The 15,814-nt window shown below is 74.8% G+C and carries 13 protein-coding genes and 2 pseudogenes; 6 read left to right on the top strand and 9 right to left on the bottom strand.

Annotated features, from left to right (window positions below; all coding sequences use genetic code 11):
• Positions 1-416, bottom strand: a pseudogene (locus tag AC1DUQ_RS04590) (hypothetical protein); the annotation flags it as partial.
• A gap of 55 nt (positions 417-471) precedes the next feature.
• Positions 472-1,317: a formate/nitrite transporter family protein gene (locus tag AC1DUQ_RS04595; protein WP_477061213.1), complete on the bottom strand. Its 846-nt coding sequence runs from the start codon at positions 1,315-1,317 to the stop codon at positions 472-474.
• Positions 1,318-1,405: 88 nt separating this feature from the next.
• On the opposite strand from AC1DUQ_RS04595, the gene AC1DUQ_RS04600 reads away from it, so the two are divergent.
• Positions 1,406-2,476 (top strand): NADH:flavin oxidoreductase/NADH oxidase, encoded by a 1,071-nt coding sequence (locus tag AC1DUQ_RS04600; protein ID WP_477061214.1) that lies wholly within the window; start codon positions 1,406-1,408, stop codon positions 2,474-2,476.
• Here the strand turns inward: AC1DUQ_RS04600 and hutI are convergent.
• The 5 genes from hutI to hutH are packed head-to-tail and all read right to left on the bottom strand — an operon-like array spanning position 2,473 to position 9,245.
• On the bottom strand, positions 2,473-3,615 hold the full coding sequence (gene hutI, locus AC1DUQ_RS04605) for an imidazolonepropionase (RefSeq protein ID WP_477061215.1): 1,143 nt from the start codon (positions 3,613-3,615) through the stop codon (positions 2,473-2,475). The genes AC1DUQ_RS04600 and hutI overlap by 4 nt on opposite strands.
• The gene (locus AC1DUQ_RS04610; RefSeq protein WP_477061216.1) at positions 3,612-4,925 is read right to left on the bottom strand and encodes a formimidoylglutamate deiminase; all 1,314 of its coding nucleotides are present in this window, start codon (positions 4,923-4,925) and stop codon (positions 3,612-3,614) included. The genes hutI and AC1DUQ_RS04610 overlap by 4 nt, the downstream gene beginning before the upstream one ends.
• Positions 4,922-6,085 (bottom strand): allantoate amidohydrolase, encoded by a 1,164-nt coding sequence (locus tag AC1DUQ_RS04615; RefSeq protein ID WP_477061217.1) that lies wholly within the window; start codon positions 6,083-6,085, stop codon positions 4,922-4,924. Before AC1DUQ_RS04615 ends, AC1DUQ_RS04610 begins: the two co-directional genes overlap by 4 nt.
• Positions 6,082-7,740, bottom strand: a complete 1,659-nt coding sequence (gene hutU, locus AC1DUQ_RS04620; RefSeq protein WP_477073450.1) for a urocanate hydratase — start codon at positions 7,738-7,740, stop codon at positions 6,082-6,084. The genes AC1DUQ_RS04615 and hutU overlap by 4 nt, the downstream gene beginning before the upstream one ends.
• Positions 7,737-9,245 carry a histidine ammonia-lyase gene (gene hutH / locus AC1DUQ_RS04625; protein ID WP_477061219.1) on the bottom strand — a complete coding sequence of 503 codons (1,509 nt, stop codon included), beginning with the start codon at positions 9,243-9,245 and terminating at the stop codon, positions 7,737-7,739. The genes hutU and hutH overlap by 4 nt, the downstream gene beginning before the upstream one ends.
• An 86-nt stretch (positions 9,246-9,331) precedes the next feature.
• Between hutH and AC1DUQ_RS04630 the strand changes: the two genes are divergently transcribed.
• Positions 9,332-10,066 (top strand): IclR family transcriptional regulator, encoded by a 735-nt coding sequence (locus AC1DUQ_RS04630; RefSeq protein WP_477061220.1) that lies wholly within the window; start codon positions 9,332-9,334, stop codon positions 10,064-10,066.
• Here AC1DUQ_RS04630 and AC1DUQ_RS04635 read toward each other — a convergent pair.
• The gene (locus AC1DUQ_RS04635) at positions 10,063-11,457 is read right to left on the bottom strand and encodes an NAD-dependent malic enzyme (protein ID WP_477073451.1); all 1,395 of its coding nucleotides are present in this window, start codon (positions 11,455-11,457) and stop codon (positions 10,063-10,065) included. The two genes, AC1DUQ_RS04630 and AC1DUQ_RS04635, sit on opposite strands and share 4 nt — an antisense overlap.
• Positions 11,458-11,491: 34 nt before the next feature.
• On the opposite strand from AC1DUQ_RS04635, the gene AC1DUQ_RS04640 reads away from it, so the two are divergent.
• The gene (locus tag AC1DUQ_RS04640) at positions 11,492-12,313 is read left to right on the top strand and encodes a Fic family protein (protein ID WP_477061222.1); all 822 of its coding nucleotides are present in this window, start codon (positions 11,492-11,494) and stop codon (positions 12,311-12,313) included.
• A gap of 270 nt (positions 12,314-12,583) precedes the next feature.
• Here the strand turns inward: AC1DUQ_RS04640 and AC1DUQ_RS04645 are convergent, their stop codons facing one another.
• A complete protein-coding gene (locus AC1DUQ_RS04645; RefSeq protein WP_477061223.1) occupies positions 12,584-13,390 on the bottom strand; it encodes an HAD family hydrolase in 807 nt (268 codons plus the stop codon).
• Positions 13,391-13,595: 205 nt separating this feature from the next.
• On the opposite strand from AC1DUQ_RS04645, the gene ssd reads away from it, so the two are divergent.
• The 3 genes and pseudogenes from ssd to AC1DUQ_RS04660 form a co-directional block, all read left to right on the top strand.
• A complete protein-coding gene (gene ssd / locus AC1DUQ_RS04650; RefSeq protein ID WP_477061224.1) occupies positions 13,596-14,357 on the top strand; it encodes a septum site-determining protein Ssd in 762 nt (253 codons plus the stop codon).
• Entirely contained in the window at positions 14,354-15,550 is a 1,197-nt protein-coding gene (locus tag AC1DUQ_RS04655; RefSeq protein WP_477061225.1) for a TadA family conjugal transfer-associated ATPase, read from the top strand. The genes ssd and AC1DUQ_RS04655 overlap by 4 nt, the downstream gene beginning before the upstream one ends.
• Positions 15,551-15,599: 49 nt before the next feature.
• Positions 15,600-15,814 (top strand): annotated as a pseudogene (locus AC1DUQ_RS04660) (hypothetical protein); the annotation flags it as partial.

Genomic DNA, 15,814 nt, shown 5'->3' on the forward strand with positions numbered 1-15,814 from the left:
GGGCTCGACGGGGGCTCGACGGGCTGCGTGGCCGAGGCGACGACCGGGTCCGGGGCGGGCTCGTCGGGCGGCGTGGGTGCCGGGCGGACGACCGCGTGCCGGCCGGTGTCCAGGCTCGCCTCCGAGGAGGTGCGTGCCGCGGCGGGAAGGGTCCCGGTGGTCGCAGGCAGCTCGGCCCCGGGGGTCCCGGCGACCGGTTCGGTGACCGGCTCGGTGGCCGGTCCGGTGACCGGCTCGGCTGCCCGCGCGTCGGGCTCGGGCTCGGTCGGGGCCGGCGGGTCCAGGGTCTCGACGGTCGGCGCGACCTCGTGGGCCGGGGCGTCGTCGGCGCCCGGCGTCGTCTGCTCGATCGAGGTGTCCGTCTCGTCGGGACGGTCGGTCGCGCCGCCGGGGCGGTGCGGGTCGGAGGTGCTCATGCGTGCTCCTCGAAGCTGGCCACTCGGGCGGCGTCGGGCGGCGCCGCTGTTCGAGTCACCGTATTGCCAGCGGCTCCCGGTCGCCGTGCAGCGCGCCCGAGTCGGACGATCCGGGCTGCTCGAGGGACGGTCGCGGACGGCTGCCGTAGGCGTACGCGGCCCCGACCAGGATCCCGCCGCCGATCAGGTTGCCGAGGCCCACGAGGGCGATGTTCCGGGCCATCTCGGCGACGGTCGCACCCGGCAGGCTGCCGTACAGGCCGAGCGAGAACGTGGTCATGTTGGCGACCACGTGCTCGAAGCCGGACGTGATGAACACCATGACGCACGCGAAGATCACCGCGATCCGCGCGCCCTCGCTGCGCAAGCGCGCCGCGCACCAGATGGCCAGGCAGACCATCACGTTGCAGAGGATCCCGCGGACCAGCAGCTGCACCGACGTCTCGTGGGCCTTGTGCTCGACCATGCTCGCCAGGACCGCGCCGCCGGCCGTGCCGGGTGCCAGGACGCCGGAGACGTGCACGAGGAACGCGAAGGCCATGGCGCCCAGCAGGTTGCCGCCCATGCACGCCAGCAGGATCACGGCGGCCCGTCCCCAGCTGATCGCGCCCCGGATCGCCCCCTGCGTGAGGATCATCATGGCCGAGGTCGCCAGCTCGCCCCCGGCGACCACCACGACGGTGAGGGCGACGCCGAACACCAGGCCCTGCACGAGCGGGGTGAACGGGGACTGCGCCACGAACAGCGGACCGCCCGCGGTGGCCATGATGAGGACGCCGATGCCGATGTAGGCGCCGGCCAGCATGGTGCGCACGAGGTACACCCCCGGCGTCGCCATCAGATCGACCTTGTGGTGGGCGGCGACCGCCTGGGCGTCGACCGCGTCGGGGATGCTCAGCACCCGTCCATGGTCGCGCGACGGCGTCGACGTGATGGGGGTCCTAGGGCCCGGGGGAATCGAGGGCGGCCGTCGTCGGTTGCGACCGCACGTGACCCTTCTCTTCTCGCCGCTCACCCTCCGGGGGACCACGTTCGCCAACCGTGCCTGGCTGGCGCCGATGTGCCAGTACTCGGCCGTCGACGGAAGCCCCAACGACTGGCACCTGGTCCACCTGGGCTCGCGGGCCTCGGGCGGGTTCGGGCTGCTGATCGCCGAGGCGACCGCGGTGGTGCCCGAGGGTCGGATCTCCCCGGAGGACACCGGGCTGTGGCACGACCTGCACGTCGCCGAGTGGCGCCGGATCACCGACTTCGTGCACGAGCGGGGGACGCTGATCGGCGTGCAGCTGGCGCACGCGGGCCGCAAGGCGTCGACGTTCTCCCCGTTCGCCGCCGGTCGCGGCTCGGTGCCGGCCGAGCAGGGCGGCTGGACCACCGTCGGCCCGTCGGGTGTCGCCTTCCCGGGCCTCGCGACGCCGCTCGCGCTGACCCTCGACGAGATCGCCCGCATCCCCGCGGCGTTCGCCGACGCCGCGCGCCGGGCCGACGACGCCGGCTTCGACGTCGTCGAGCTGCACGCGGCCCACGGCTACCTCCTGCACCAGTTCCTCTCGCCGCTGTCCAACGACCGCGACGACGAGTACGGCGGCACGCTGGAGAACCGCGCCCGGCTGCTCGTGGAGACCGCCGACGCCGTGCGCGCCGCGTGGCCCGACGACAAGCCCCTGTTCGTGCGGCTGTCCGCGACCGACTGGGTCGAGGGCGGGCTCACCGTCGACGAGGTGGCGCAGGTGGCCAAGGAGCTCGGCGGACACGGGGTGGACCTGGTCGACGTGTCCACCGGCGGCAACGCGCCCGCGTCGATCCCCGTCGGCCCCGGGTACCAGGTGCCCGCGGCGCGCGAGGTGCGCGAGACGTCGGGTCTGCCTGTCGCCGCTGTCGGCCTGCTGACCGATCCGGCGCAGGCGGAGGCCGTGCTGGCCGACGGGTCCGCGGACGCGGTCCTGCTGGGCCGCGAAGGCCTGCGCGACCCGTTCTGGCCGCTGCGTGCCGCGCACGAGCTGGGTGCGGCGGACGTCGAGGCCTGGCAGCCGCAGTACCGCCGGGCCACCTGGGCCTAGACGGTCAGCGCCCGGGCGATCGGCACCCCGGGCCGGTAGGCCAGGTGCCGGTAGCTCGGGGCGTCGAGCACGGCGAGGTCCGCGCGGGCGCCGACCCGCAGGTGGCCGACGTCGTCGCGGAGCAGGGCGTGCGCGCCCCCGAGGGTCGCAGCCCGGACCGCCTCGGCGACCGTCATCCGCATCTCGCGGACGGCGAGCGCGATCATCAGCGGCATCGACGTCGAGTAGCACGTGCCCGGGTTGCAGTCGCTGGCCAGCGCGACCTCGACGCCCGCGTCGAGCATGCGCCGCGCGTCCGGGTACGGCGAGCGGGTGGAGAACTCCACACCGGGCAGCAGGGTGGCGACCGTGCGCGAGTCGGCGAGGGCCGCGACGTCCGCGTTGGACAGGTACGTGCAGTGGTCGACGCTCGCGGCACCGAGCTCGAGGGCGAGCTGGACGCCCGGGCCTGGCGCGAGCTGGTTGGCGTGCACCCGCAGGCCGAGACCCGCAGCCCGTGCGGCGACCAGCACCTCGCGGGCCTCGTCCCCGTCGAACGCGAGTGGGCTGGCCGGCTCGCAGAACACGTCCGCCCACCGGGCGTGCGGCGCGCAGGCCTCGAGCATCGGCCCCGTCACGAGGGCGAGGTAGTCGGCCCGGTCGACGCCCGGCGGCACGACGTGGGCGCCCAGGAAGGTCGTCTCCGGCGTGACCTCGCCGGCCAGGCGGAGCAGGCGCACCTCCGTCTCGACGTCGAGGCCGTAGCCGCTCTTGATCTCCAGGGTGGTGGTGCCCTGGCCGCGGGCCTCGTCGACGAGGCTGCGCAGCCGCGCGCGGAGCCGGTCCTCGGACGTCGCCCGGGTGGCGGCGACCGTCGTCGTGATGCCGCCGCCGGTGTAGACCGTGCCGGCCATGCGGGCCTCGAACTCGGCCGACCGGTCGCCGCCGAACACCAGGTGCGTGTGGGAGTCGACGAAGCCCGGGACCACCGCGGCGCCGGCGAGGTCGGTGCGACGGTCGGCGTCGGGGGCGTCCGCGGCGGGACCGACCCAGGCGACCCGGCCGTCCTCGGACACCAGCGCGGCGTCGAGCAGGGGCCTGCCGAAGCGGTCGTCGTGCGTCGTCAGCTCACCGATGCCGGTGACCAGGTGCGACGTCATCGGGTCTCCTCCCACGCGGCGCGGACCGCCGTGCCCAGCATGGCCCCGACGTCTCCGAGCACGTGCCTACCGCCCTCGACCCGCACGACGCCGCCGACCACGACGGTGTCGACGTCGGCGCTGCCCGCGACCAGGACCAGCTGGGCGGGGTCGGCTCCGGCTGTCCGCGGTGTGTCGGTGCGGACGGCGACCAGGTCGGCCGGGGCGCCGACGGCCAGGCGTCCGCCCGTGGGGTCGCCGAGGCTCATGTGACCGCCGGTCGTCAGGAGGGCGACCAGCTCGGCGGGGGTGAGGACCCCGCGGGACTCCTTGGCCAGGCGCTCGTGCATCTCGACGGACCGCGCCTCCGCCAGCAGGTCGGTGCGGACGTGCTGGTCGCTGCCGACGCTCAGGCGTGCGCCCGCCGACTGCAGGAGGGCGCCGGGCGCGATGCCGTCGCCGAGGTCCTGCTCGGTGGACGGGCACAGGCAGATCCCGGTCCGCGTCGAGCCGAGGATCGCGACGTCCTCCGGCGTCACGTGGACGGCGTGGACCGCGGTGGTGCTCGGGCCGAGGGCGCCCGCGTCCTCGAGCACCCGGGTCGGGGTGGCGCCGAACGTGGCCAGCGCCTGCTCGTTCTCGAGCCGCTGCTCGGACAGGTGCACGTGCAGCGGGCGGCCGGTGGCGTGCGCGGCGATCCGGGGGAGGTCGTCCAGGGGGACCGCGCGCACGGAGTGGATCGCCGCGCCGACCGTGAGGGTGTCGTCCGGGCGCAGTGCCGCGACCCGGGTGGCCCAGGCGTCGGCGTCGTGGTCGCCGAACCGTCGCTGGACGCCCTCCAGCGGCGCGTCGATCCCGCCGGTCAGGTACGCGGTGTCCAGGAGCGTGATCCGCAGGCCGGCCTCGCGCGCGGCGGTGCGCAGGGCCTCGGCCATGACGTTGGGGTCGTCGTACGGGGTGCCGCCGGGGCCGTGGTGCAGGTAGTGGAACTCGCCGACCGCGGTGACACCGGCGAGGACCATCTCGGCATAGGTGGCGCGGGCGAGGTCCAGGTACGTGTCGGGGGTCAGGGCCGCGGCGAGCGCGTACATGCGGTCCCGCCACGTCCAGAACGTGCCGCCGTCGTCGTGCGTGCGGCCCCGCAGCGCGCGGTGGAACGCGTGGGAGTGCGTGTTGGCGAAGCCGGGCAGGACGACGCCGGGCAGCCGGTGGTCGTCCGGGCGCGCCGGCCCCCGGTCGACGGCGGTGATCCGGCCGTCGGACACCGTGACGCGGACGTCGCCCTGCAGGCCGTCGGGGAGCCACGCGTGCGCGGCCCAGTACGTGGTCACGTGAGCAACCGTCCCAGCACCGCCGCGAGCGCGTCGATGCCCGCGACGCAGTCCGCCTCGTCGGCGTCCTCCGCGGGCGCGTGCGAGATGCCCGACGGGTTGCGGACGAAGAGCATCGCCGTGGGGATGCCCGCGGCCGCGAGGATCCCCGCGTCGTGACCCGCGCCCGTGCCCAGGCGTGGGGGGTCGTCCAGTGCTCCCGCGACGACGTCCGCGAGGTCGGCGTCGAGCACGGTGACGGGAGTCCAGGACTCCTCCTGCGGGGCGTACGCGGCCAGGGACGCGAGGACCGCGCGGACCGCGGACTCCTCCGACGCGCGGACGTCGAGCCACGCAGTGACCTGCGACGGGATCGCGTTCACGCCGTTCGGGTCCACCCGCAGCTTCCCGACGGTGGCCAGCGCGCCGGCATCCTCAGCACCCCGCCTGACCTGCGCGATCAGCGCCGCGAGGTCGAGCATCGGGTCGCGCCGGTCGGCGAGCGGGGTGGTCCCGGCGTGGTTGGCCTCGCCGCGCAGCTCCACGCGCCAGCGGCCGTGCGGCCAGATCATCCGGCCGACGCCCACCGCGTCGCCGGTGTGCACGAGCGCGCGGCCCTGCTCGACGTGCAGCTCGACGAAGGACGCGATCCGGCGCAGGGCGTGCGGGTCAGGGCCGAGCTCCGCGGGGTCGCGGCCGGCTGTGCGCAGGGCCTCGGCCATGCTCACCCCGTCGGCATCGCGTAGCCCTCGTGCCCGGTCCGCGTCGAGCACACCGGTGATCAGCCGCGACCCGGCGCACGCGACGCCGAAGCGGGCACCCTCCTCGTCGACGAAGTTCACGATCCCCAGCGGCCGTACCGGCGTCACGCCGCGCTCCCGCAGGAGGTCGAGCGCCGCGAACCCGCTGACCACCCCGAGCGGCCCGTCGAACGCGCCGCCGCCCGGGACGGAGTCGAGGTGGCTGCCGGTGACGATCCCGGGGGTCGCGTCAGGGTCGCCCCACCACGCCCACTGGTTGCCCGCCCGGTCGGTGACCAGGTCGAGGCCCCGGGCCTGCGCCTCGCCCGCGAACCACTCGCGCAGGGTGTGGTCCTCGCGCGTCCACGCGAACCGGCGGTAACCACCGTCGACGGCACGTCCGACCGGCGCCAGGTCGGCCCACGTGCCGGCGAACGTCACGAGTCCTCCCGCATCGGGACGCGCAGCCCGTTCGCCGTCGCCACCTCGTCGGCCCGCGGGTAGCCGGCGTCGACGTGCCGCAGCACGCCCATGGCCGGGTCGTTGGAGAGCACCCGGGCCAGCTTGCGCGCGGCCAGGTCGGTCCCGTCGGCCACGGACACCTGCCCGGCGTGGATCGAGCGGCCCATGCCGACGCCGCCGCCGTGGTGGATCGACACCCAGGTGGCGCCCGACGAGGCCGCGACCAGCGCGTTCAGCAGAGGCCAGTCGGCGATCGCGTCGGAGCCGTCGGCCATCCCCTCGGTCTCGCGGTACGGGGAGGCGACCGAGCCGGCGTCGAGGTGGTCGCGGCCGATGACGAGAGGCGCCGTGACGTCCCCGGAGGCCACGAGCTCGTTGAACCGCAGCCCCGCCCGGTCGCGCTCCCCGTGCCCGAGCCAGCAGATGCGCGCCGGGAGCCCCTGGAACGCCACGCGGTCCTGCGCGGCCCGGATCCAGCGGTGCAGGTGGTCGTCGTCGGGGAACAGGTCGAGCACCGCCTGGTCGGTCACCGCGATGTCGTGCGGGTTTCCCGACAGCGCGGCCCAGCGGAACGGCCCCTTGCCCTCGGCGAACAGCGGCCGGATGTACGCGGGGACGAACCCGGGGAAGTCGAACGCGCGCTCGTACCCACCTTGCCGGGCCTCGTCGCGGATCGAGTTGCCGTAGTCGAACACCTCGGCRCCGGCRTCSAKGAACCCGACCATYGCCTCGACGTGCSSGGCCATCGACTCGCGCGCCCGCTCGGTGAACTCCTCCGGCTTGGCGGCGGCGTAGGACGCCCAGTCGGCCACCTCGACCCCGACGGGGAGGTAGCTCAGCGGGTCGTGCGCGGACGTCTGGTCGGTGACGACGTCGACCTCGACCCCGCGGCGCAGCAGCTCGGGCAGCACGGTCGCGCAGTTGCCGACGACGCCGATGGAGAGCGCTGTTCTGGTCGCCCTCGCGTCGCTGACCAGCGCGATCGCCTCGTCGAGGCTCGTCGCCACCCGGTCGAGGTAACGCTCGCGGACCCGCCGCTGCAACCGGTCGCCGTCGACGTCGACGATCAGGCATGCGCCCCCGTTGAGCGTGACCGCGAGGGGTTGCGCGCCACCCATACCTCCGCAGCCGCCGGTCACGGTCAGCGTGCCCGCCAGCGTCCCGCCGAACCGCTTCGCGGCCACCGCGGCCAGCGTCTCGTACGTGCCCTGGAGGATCCCCTGCGTGCCGATGTAGATCCACGACCCCGCGGTCATCTGCCCGTACATGGTCAGCCCGAGCTGCTCCAGCCGCCGGAACTCCGGCCAGGTCGCCCAGTCGCCGACGAGGTTCGAGTTGGCGATCAGCACGCGCGGCGCCCACTCGTGCGTGGTGAGCACGCCGACCGGCTTGCCGGACTGGACCAGCAGGGTCTCGTCGTCGCCGAGCGTGGTCAGGGTCCGCACGATGGCGTCGTACGCGTCCCACGACCGGGCGGCCTTGCCTGTGCCGCCGTAGACCACCAGGTCGTCCGGGCGCTCGGCCACCTCCGGGTCAAGGTTGTTCATGAGCATGCGCAGCGGCGCCTCGGTCTGCCAGCTGCGGGCGGTGAGCGTGGTGCCGCGCGGGGCGCGGACGGGGCGGGGGCCGGTCATGAGCGGGCTCCTAGCTGTGCGGCGACGGAGCCGTCACGGACGGCGTCTGCGGCGGTCTCGAGGTCGGGGGAGAGGTAGCTGTCCGGGCCGGGGCCGGGGATGCCGCGCGCCCGCAGGAGGTCCTTCACCGCACGTGTGATCGGCGACGGCTCCAGGGGTGCTCGAAGGTCCTGCGCTCGCGCGGCGGTGAGCAGCTCGATGCCGAGCACCCGGGTCAGGGCGTCGATCGACCGGCGCAGCTTGCGGGCCGCGTGCCAGCCCATCGACACGTGGTCCTCCTGCATGGCCGACGACGGGATCGAGTCGACGCTGGCCGGCACCGCGAGGCGTTTGAGCTCGCTGACCAGCCCGGCGGCCGTGTACTGCGCGATCATCAGGCCGGAGTCGACGCCGGGGTCGTGCGCGAGGAACGCCGGCAGGCCGTGGTTGCGCGAGACGTCGAGGAACCGGTCGGTGCGGCGCTCGGACATGCTCGCGACGTCGGCCACGGCGATCGCGAGGAAGTCGAGCACGTACCCGACCGGGGCGCCGTGGAAGTTTCCGTTGGACTCGACGCGGCCGTCGTCGGTGATCACGGGGTTGTCGATCGCCGCGGCCAGCTCGCGCTCGGCCACGGTGCGCGCGTGCTCGACGGTGTCGCGGGCGGCCCCGTGCACCTGCGGCGCGCACCGCAGCGAGTAGGCGTCCTGCACACGGGTGCACTCGGGGGTCTTGTGGCTGGCCATGATCCCGGAGCCGTGGAGGACCGCGCGGATGTTCGCGGCGGAGGTGGCCTGTCCGGGGTGCGGGCGAAGACCCTGGAGGTCGGCCGCGAAGACGGCGTCGGTGCCGAGCAGGGACTCGACGCTCATCGCGGCGGCGATGTCGGCGGTGTCCAGCAGGACGTCCAGGTCGTGCAGGGCGAGGGCGAGCATGCCGAGCATGCCGTCGGTGCCGTTGATGAGGGCCAGACCCTCCTTCTCGGTGAGCGTGTGACCCGGAGGGCGGTTCTCCAGGAGCGCCCCGGTGGCGTCGCGCACGTCGCCCTCGCCCATCAGTGCCAGCGCGCAGTGGGCCAGCGGTGCGAGGTCGCCGGAGCAGCCGAGCGAGCCGTACTCGCGGACGACGGGCGTGATCCCGGCGTCGAGCATCGCGGCGTACGCGCTCGCGGTCTCCGGGCGGACGCCGGTGTGCCCGGTGGCCAGGGTCGACAGCCTCAGCAGCATGAGCGCGCGGACCACCTCCCGTTCGACCTCGGGACCCGTGCTGGCGGCGTGCGAGCGGACCAGGCTGCGCTGCAGGTCCAGGCGCTTGTCGGCCGGGATCGACAGGGTGGCCAGGGCGCCGAAGCCGGTGGAGATGCCGTAGTGCGGCCGGGTGTCGGCGGCGAGCTCGTCGACCACCGCCCGGCCACGCGCGATCGCGGTCAGCGCCTCGTCGGAGAGCCGCACGCCCGCTCCGTTCCGGGCGACCGCGACGACGTCGGCGATCGAGACGGGTCCGGTGCCGACGACGACGGTGCTCATGGTTCATGACACCGCGTGCTCCGCGTGGGGCGTAGGTGTCGCGCACGGATAGTGTCTGGGATCTCAGACAACGTCGGGAGGACCCGGTGAGCACCGTGCCCGCGGCGGACGCCACGCTGCGCCTGCTCCGCCACCTGTCCCGAACGGGCCCGCTGCCCGCGGCCGCACTGGCGACCGCCCTCGACCTCCCGCGGTCCACCACGTACCACCTGCTCGCGGTCCTCACCGAGCACGGCTTCGTCGTCCACCTGCCCGAGGAGCGCCGGTACGGCCTGGGCCTCGGTGCGTTCGAGCTGGGCTCGGCCTACTCACGGCAGGCGCCGCTGGCACGCGCGGCGCGGCCGGTGCTCGCGCGGCTGGTCGACCAGGTGGGCGAGAGCGCGCACCTCGCGGTCCTGCACGGGCGCGACGTCCTGTACGTGGTCGAGGAGCGCGCGGCCGGCCGRCCGGCCCTGGTCACGGACGTCGGGGTGCGGCTCCCGGCCCACCTGACGGCCAGCGGACGCGCGATCCTCGCCGACCTGCCGACCGCCCAGGTGCGCGCGCTGTTCCCCGATCGCGGCGCGTTCGTCGACCGCACCGGTGTCGGCCCGCAGCGCCTGTCCGAGCTGCGGGCGGTCCTCACCGAGGTGCGACGAATCGGCTGGGCGTCCGAGCACGGGGACGTGACCAGCGGGTTCGCGTCCGTCGCCGCGGCCGTGCGGGACCGCACCGGGCACCCCATCGCCGGGCTGGCCGTCACGTTCGCGGACGGCGACGTCCCCGACGGGCTGGTCCGTGCCACGCAGCGCGCGGCCGAGTCCCTGGCGCGAAGGGTCTAGACCTCGATCGTCTCGTGGGCGGCCTTCGTCACCGCGGCGGCGACCACGGTCGTGACCTCCGGGTTGAACACGCTGGGCACGATGTACGTCGGGTTGAGCTCGTCGTCCGTGACCACCGACGCCAGCGCGTAGGCCGCGGCCAGCAGCATGCTGTCCGTGATCCGGTGCGACTGCGCGTCGAGCAGCCCGCGGAAGACGCCCGGGAACGCGAGCACGTTGTTGATCTGGTTGGCGAAGTCGGACCGACCGGTGCCGACGACGGCCGCGTACTGCGCCGCGTCGTCCGGGTCCACCTCCGGGCGGGGGTTCGMCAGCGCGAACACGATCGAGTCCGGCGCCATCGTCGAGACGTCGTGTCCCGTGATGACGTCCGGGGCGGAGACGCCGATGAACACGTCGGCGTCCTTCAGCGCGTCCGGGATGCTGCCCGAGATGCCGCGCGGGTTGGTCATGGACGCGGTCCAGAACAGGGAGGGGTCGAGCCCCGGCCGGTCGGCGCGGACGACACCCTCGATGTCCGCGACGACGACGTCCTTGGCGCCGGCCGCGAGCAGCAGCCTGAGCACGGCCGTGCCGGCGGCGCCCGCGCCCGAGAGCACGATCCGCACGGTGGCCAGGTCCTTGTTCACCACCTTGAGCGCGTTGGTCAGGGCCGCGACGACGACGATGGCGGTGCCGTGCTGGTCGTCGTGGAACACCGGGATGTCCAGGCGCTCGCGCAGCCGGCGCTCGATCTCGAAGCAGCGCGGCGCGGAGATGTCCTCGAGGTTGATGCCCGCGAACACGGGCGCGATCGCGCAGATGGTCTCCACGATCTGATCCACGTCGGTGATGTCCAGCGCGATGGGGAACGCGTCGATGCCCGCGAACCGCTTGAACAGGACCGCCTTGCCCTCCATCACCGGCAGGCTGGCGAGCGGTCCGATGTTGCCGAGCCCCAGCACCGCGGTGCCGTCCGTGACGACCGCGATCGTGTTGCGCTTGATGGTCAGGCGGCGGGCGTCCTCCGGGTGGGCCGCGATCGCCTCGCAGACGCGCGCGACGCCCGGCGTGTACGCCATCGACAGGTCGTCGCGGTTGCGCAGCGGCACCTTGGACTCGATCGAGAGCTTGCCGCCGATGTGCATGAGGAACGTGCGGTCGCTGACGCGCTCGACGACGACGCCGTGCAGCTCCTTGAGCGCGTCGACGATGGACGCGGCGTGCTGCTCGCCCCGCGTGGCGCACGTGACGTCCACCGTCATCTGCTCGTGCCCGGAGGCCGTGACGTCCAGCGCGGTGACGATGCCCCCGGCCTTCTCGATGGCCGTGGTGAGCTCGCTGACGGCGGTCGGCCGGGCCTGCACCTCGAGGCGCGCGGTGATGGACGAGGAGACGCTCGGGGAGACCATTCGAACATTGTGGACTCATCTATAGGGTGACGGCGTGACCGACCCCCTCGCCCCGCTACTCGAGCTCGCCGGGGTGGCCGAGGCGGTCGAGCGCTCGCGGATCGCGTGCGAGGAGCTGCGTTGGCACGAGGCCTACCGGCGGCGGTGGCGCGAGGTGCGCGCCGAGGCCGGCCTGCGGGCCACCCGCGCGTCGTGCGCGATCGAGGGGGCGCGCGTTCCGCTGTCGTTCGTGCGCGAGCTCGCGACCGGTGGCGGCTCCGACCCGGTCGTCGTCGGTGCGTTGAGTGCCACGGTGCTGGTGGAGCAGTGGATGCCGGCGCTCGGGGTGAGCGGGTCGGCCGTGCTCCCGCCGCTGCGCCAGCTGCTCGCCCGCGTGCACTCCGCGGCCGCCGGGGGGTGGCTGGACGAGCCCGACGTCGGCAGGCTGCGGGTCGACCAGGCGCCACAGGACCTCACCGGCCTGGGGCCGGCGCCCGTCGGCGACGAGCTGGCCGCACGCATCGACCTGCTCGACCGCACGGTGCGCACCACGACCGTCCCGGCGCTGGCGGTCGGCGCCGTCGTGCACGGCGAGCTGCTCGCGCTGCGGCCGTTCCTCGGGGGCAACGGGCTGGTCGCGCGGGCCGTCGCACGCCTGTTGCTCACCACCCGGGGCCTCGACCCCACCGGCTCGGTGGTCGCCGAGGTCGTCTGGGCGGACGCGCTGAACCCGTACCTGGGCGCCGTTGCAGGGTTCGCGACGGGGTCGCCGGAGGGGGTGGCGGCGTGGGTTCGCGCGTCCGGCGACGCTGTCGTGCGCGGCGCGGCCGAGGCGCGGGCGATCGCGGACGCGGTACTGGCGGGGTCGCTGGACTGACCCACCGCAGACGAACGACGGCGCCCCGKGGGGCGCCGTCGCCAACAGCGGACCGGAGGGTGATCAAGCGTGCACCGGTGTCGGTCGCGACGGGACCAGCCCGGTCGACCTGCCCATAGGTGGGCTCTCCTGCGCGTGGGTGCCCTCGCGGTCATGCAGTTGTGTTCCTTTGGTACCTCACTTCACGGATCCGCGACAGCCGTGGCGACGACGGTGCAGGCCACCCGGTCGCGCCCGACGGATGCTGGGACGCTCGTCCGCGATGCGGACTCAGCGGCGTCGACGGCTCCGACGGATCGCGACGGCCACCACGACGGCGGCGATCACGACGAGGGTGACGGCTCCCGCCGTGACGATGCGGGCGCGACGCGGGAACAGGGGGACGGGCCGGACGAACGCGAGCGTTCCCCAGCCGCGCTCGATGGCGAGCCTGCGCAGCGCACGGTCGGGGTTCACGGCGAACGCGTGACCGACGGTGCCGAGCATGGGGGCGTCCGTGATCGAGTCCGAGTAGGCGTAGCTGGCGTCGAGGTCGTATCCCTCCTCCTGGGCGAGCTCGCGGATGGCCGACGCCTTGTTCTCCCCGTAGGCGTAGAAGTCGATCTCGCCGGTGTACCGGCCGTCGAGCACGTTCATCCGGGTGGCGATGACGTGGTCCGCGCCGAGGATCGCGGCGATCGGCTCGACCACCTCGGCACCCGATGCCGACACCACCACCACGTCCCGGCCGGCCGCGTGGTGCTCCTCGATGAGTGCGACCGCCTCCGCGTACACCGTCGGGTCGATCGACTCGTGCAGCGTCTCGGCGACGATCGCCGACACCTGCGACACGTCCCAGCCGGCGACCATCCGTGACAGCTGTGCGCGCAGGCGCTCGGTCTGGTCCTCGTCGGCACCGCCGAGCAGGTAGAGCAGCTGCGCGTAGGCGGTCCGCACGACGGAACGGCGCGTGAGCAGGCCCTCGGCGAGGAACGGGCGGGAGAAGGCCGTGGCCGACGAGGTCGCGATGATCGTCTTGTCGAGGTCGAAGAACGCGGCCTCGCGCGACCGATCCTCGTGCGGCGGATCCACGTCCATGCTGCTCCGGGCGGTCGTCGTCGGGGTGCCGTGCGGCTCGCGGCGAGCCTAGTGGCCGACGCCCACACGATGGCGAGCCGCCCCCAGCCCAGCAATCCTCGGTCGGTTTCCCCAGATCCACTCCGCGCAGCCGGCCGGCCCGTCGGTCGCAGCCATATTCGTCGTGCGCCGGCGGCCAGGTCGGACCCCGACGGAAGGTGACCCGATGACCCCCCTCACGGGCGCTCCCTCCGCCTCATCGACCTGGCCGTCGGTTGCCACCGCCCCTCGCCGCGCGCTCGTGCTCGGCGTGGTGGCGGGGCGGGGAGGCGGCGGTGCCTCGACGCTCGCGGCCGCGCTCGCCCGCCAGCTCGCGCGCCGGACCGCGACCGCCCTGGTGGACCTCGACCGCGCCTCGGGCGGCATCGACGTCCTGCTGGGGCTCGAGGGTGCCGACGGGGTGCGGTGGCCGGACCTCGCAGACGCGCGCGGGGAGGTCTCGGGGGTGGACGTGCTGGCGCTGCTGCCCCGGTGGGGATCGTGCGCGGTGCTCAGCGCCGACCGTTCCCGCCCCGGGCCGCCCGAGCCCGCCGTCGTCGCCGACGTCCTGCACGCCCTGACCCTGGCAGCCGGCGCGCTCGTGCTGGACCTGGACCGCGCCGCGGTCGTCGCGGGTGAGTCGCTCGTGGAGGCGTGCGACGCGGTTCTCGTCGTGGCACCGCGGGACCTGCGCACGGTCGCCGGGATCCTCGCGATGCGCCCGCACCTCGGTGACGGGGTGGCGGCGTCGCTGGTCGTGCGCGGTCCGGCCCCGGGTGGACTCGGCTCCGCCGAGCTGGCCGAGGCGGTCGACCTGCCCGTCCTGGCCAGGCTGCCCACGGACCGGCGGGTGCTCGCCGCCCTGGAACGAGGTGGAGTGCCCACCGGCGGCCGGACCAGCCGTGCGGCCGCCCGGATCGTCGCGACCCTTGAGCGGGGCGTGCGGTGACGGCGCTCGTGCGGGGCGTCGGCCCGGACTTCCTCGACGCCGTCCGGACGAGGCTGGGCGCGTCAGGGTCCGGGGAGGGGCTCGGGGTCGTCGTCGAGGCGGCGGCTCGAGACGTCGGCGCAGTGCTCGGGTCCAGCGCGCTCAGCGCGGTGACCAGGACGGTGCGCGACGAGCTCTTCGGTGCGGGTCGGCTGCAGGCGTTCCTCGACGACCCCGAGGTCACCGACGTCCTGGTCAACGGGCCGCGCGACGTGTGGGTGGAGCGGGCCGGACGGCTGACCCGGGCAGACGTGGACCTGGGCGGAGTCGACGACGTCCGCGCGCTCGCGGTCCGGCTGGCGGCAGCGGGGGGCCAACGCCTGGACGACGCCTCGCCCGCGGTCGACGCCCGGCTGCCGGACGGGACCCGATTGCACGCCGTGCTCCCGCCGCTCGCGGAGAGCTGTGCCCTGATCAGCCTGCGGGTGGTGCGGTCGCGCGCGTTCACCATCGAGCAGCTGGTGGCGTCCGGCACCCTCGCGCCCGCCCTCGTGCCCGTGGTCCGGGCGCTGGTGTCCACGCGGGCCAACCTGCTGATCTCGGGCGCCACGGGGTCGGGCAAGACCACTCTGCTGGCGGCGCTGCTGTCGCTGGTCCCGCCCGACGAACGGCTCGTGGTGGTCGAGGAGGCGGGTGAGCTCGCACCGGCGCACCCGCACGTCGTCCGGCTGCTGGCGCGGCATGCGAACGTCGACGGTGCGGGGCGGGTGGACCTGGCGGCCCTGGTGCGGCACGCCCTGCGGATGCGCCCCGACCGGATCGTCCTCGGCGAGTGCCGCGGCGCCGAGGTGCGCGAGGTCCTCGCCGCCCTGAACACCGGGCACGACGGCGGGTGCGCGACCGTGCACGCGAACGCGGCCGCCGACGTGCCCGCCCGGCTCGAGGCGCTGGCGGCGTTGGCGGGGATGAGTCGTGAGGCCGTCGCCGCGCAGGCCTCGAGCGCGTTCGACGCGGTCCTGCACCTGCGCAGGGCCGACCGCCGGTACGTGGCGGAGGTCGGGGTCGTCCGCCGGGCGGGCTCCGGTGACCTCGAGGTGGCGTGCGCGCTGCGGGTCGAACCGACGGGTGTGACGACGGCGGGACCGGCGTGGCCGGTGCTGGCCGCCCGCCTCGGGTTGCCCGTGGGGCCTGCGGTGACCGGAGGAGGCCGATGAACGCGCCCGTCCGGGTGGCGGTCCGGCGCACCCGTGCCGGGGCGGGCCGATGACCGTGGCGGTGGGTGTGCTCGTCGCGCTGGCCGTTGCTGTGGTGGCGGGTCAGGGCGGTCGTCGGACTCGCGCGCGGGGTCAGCCCGGCACCCGGGGCGCGTGGGTGGGTGCGCCTCGGTCGGGCGGCACCCTGTCGGAGCTGCTCCTGGGCGTCTCGGCGCAGCTGCGCGCGGGAGCGGGCCTGGTCGCGGCCTGGTCGCGCGCGCTCGG

The organism is Cellulomonas sp. P4_B5_2 (genome assembly GCF_056402235.1).

Excerpts from the sequence above, each read along its gene's own strand:
- hutH (WP_477061219.1), bottom strand. The coding sequence starts at position 9,245 with ATGAGCACCGTCGTCGTCGGCACCGGACCCGTCTCGATCGCCGACGTC.
- ssd (WP_477061224.1), top strand. The coding sequence starts at position 13,596 with ATGACCCCCCTCACGGGCGCTCCCTCCGCCTCATCGACCTGGCCGTCG.
- AC1DUQ_RS04645 (WP_477061223.1), bottom strand. The coding sequence starts at position 13,390 with ATGGACGTGGATCCGCCGCACGAGGATCGGTCGCGCGAGGCCGCGTTC.
- hutI (WP_477061215.1), bottom strand. The coding sequence starts at position 3,615 with ATGACGTCGCACCTGGTCACCGGCATCGGTGAGCTGACGACGCACGAC.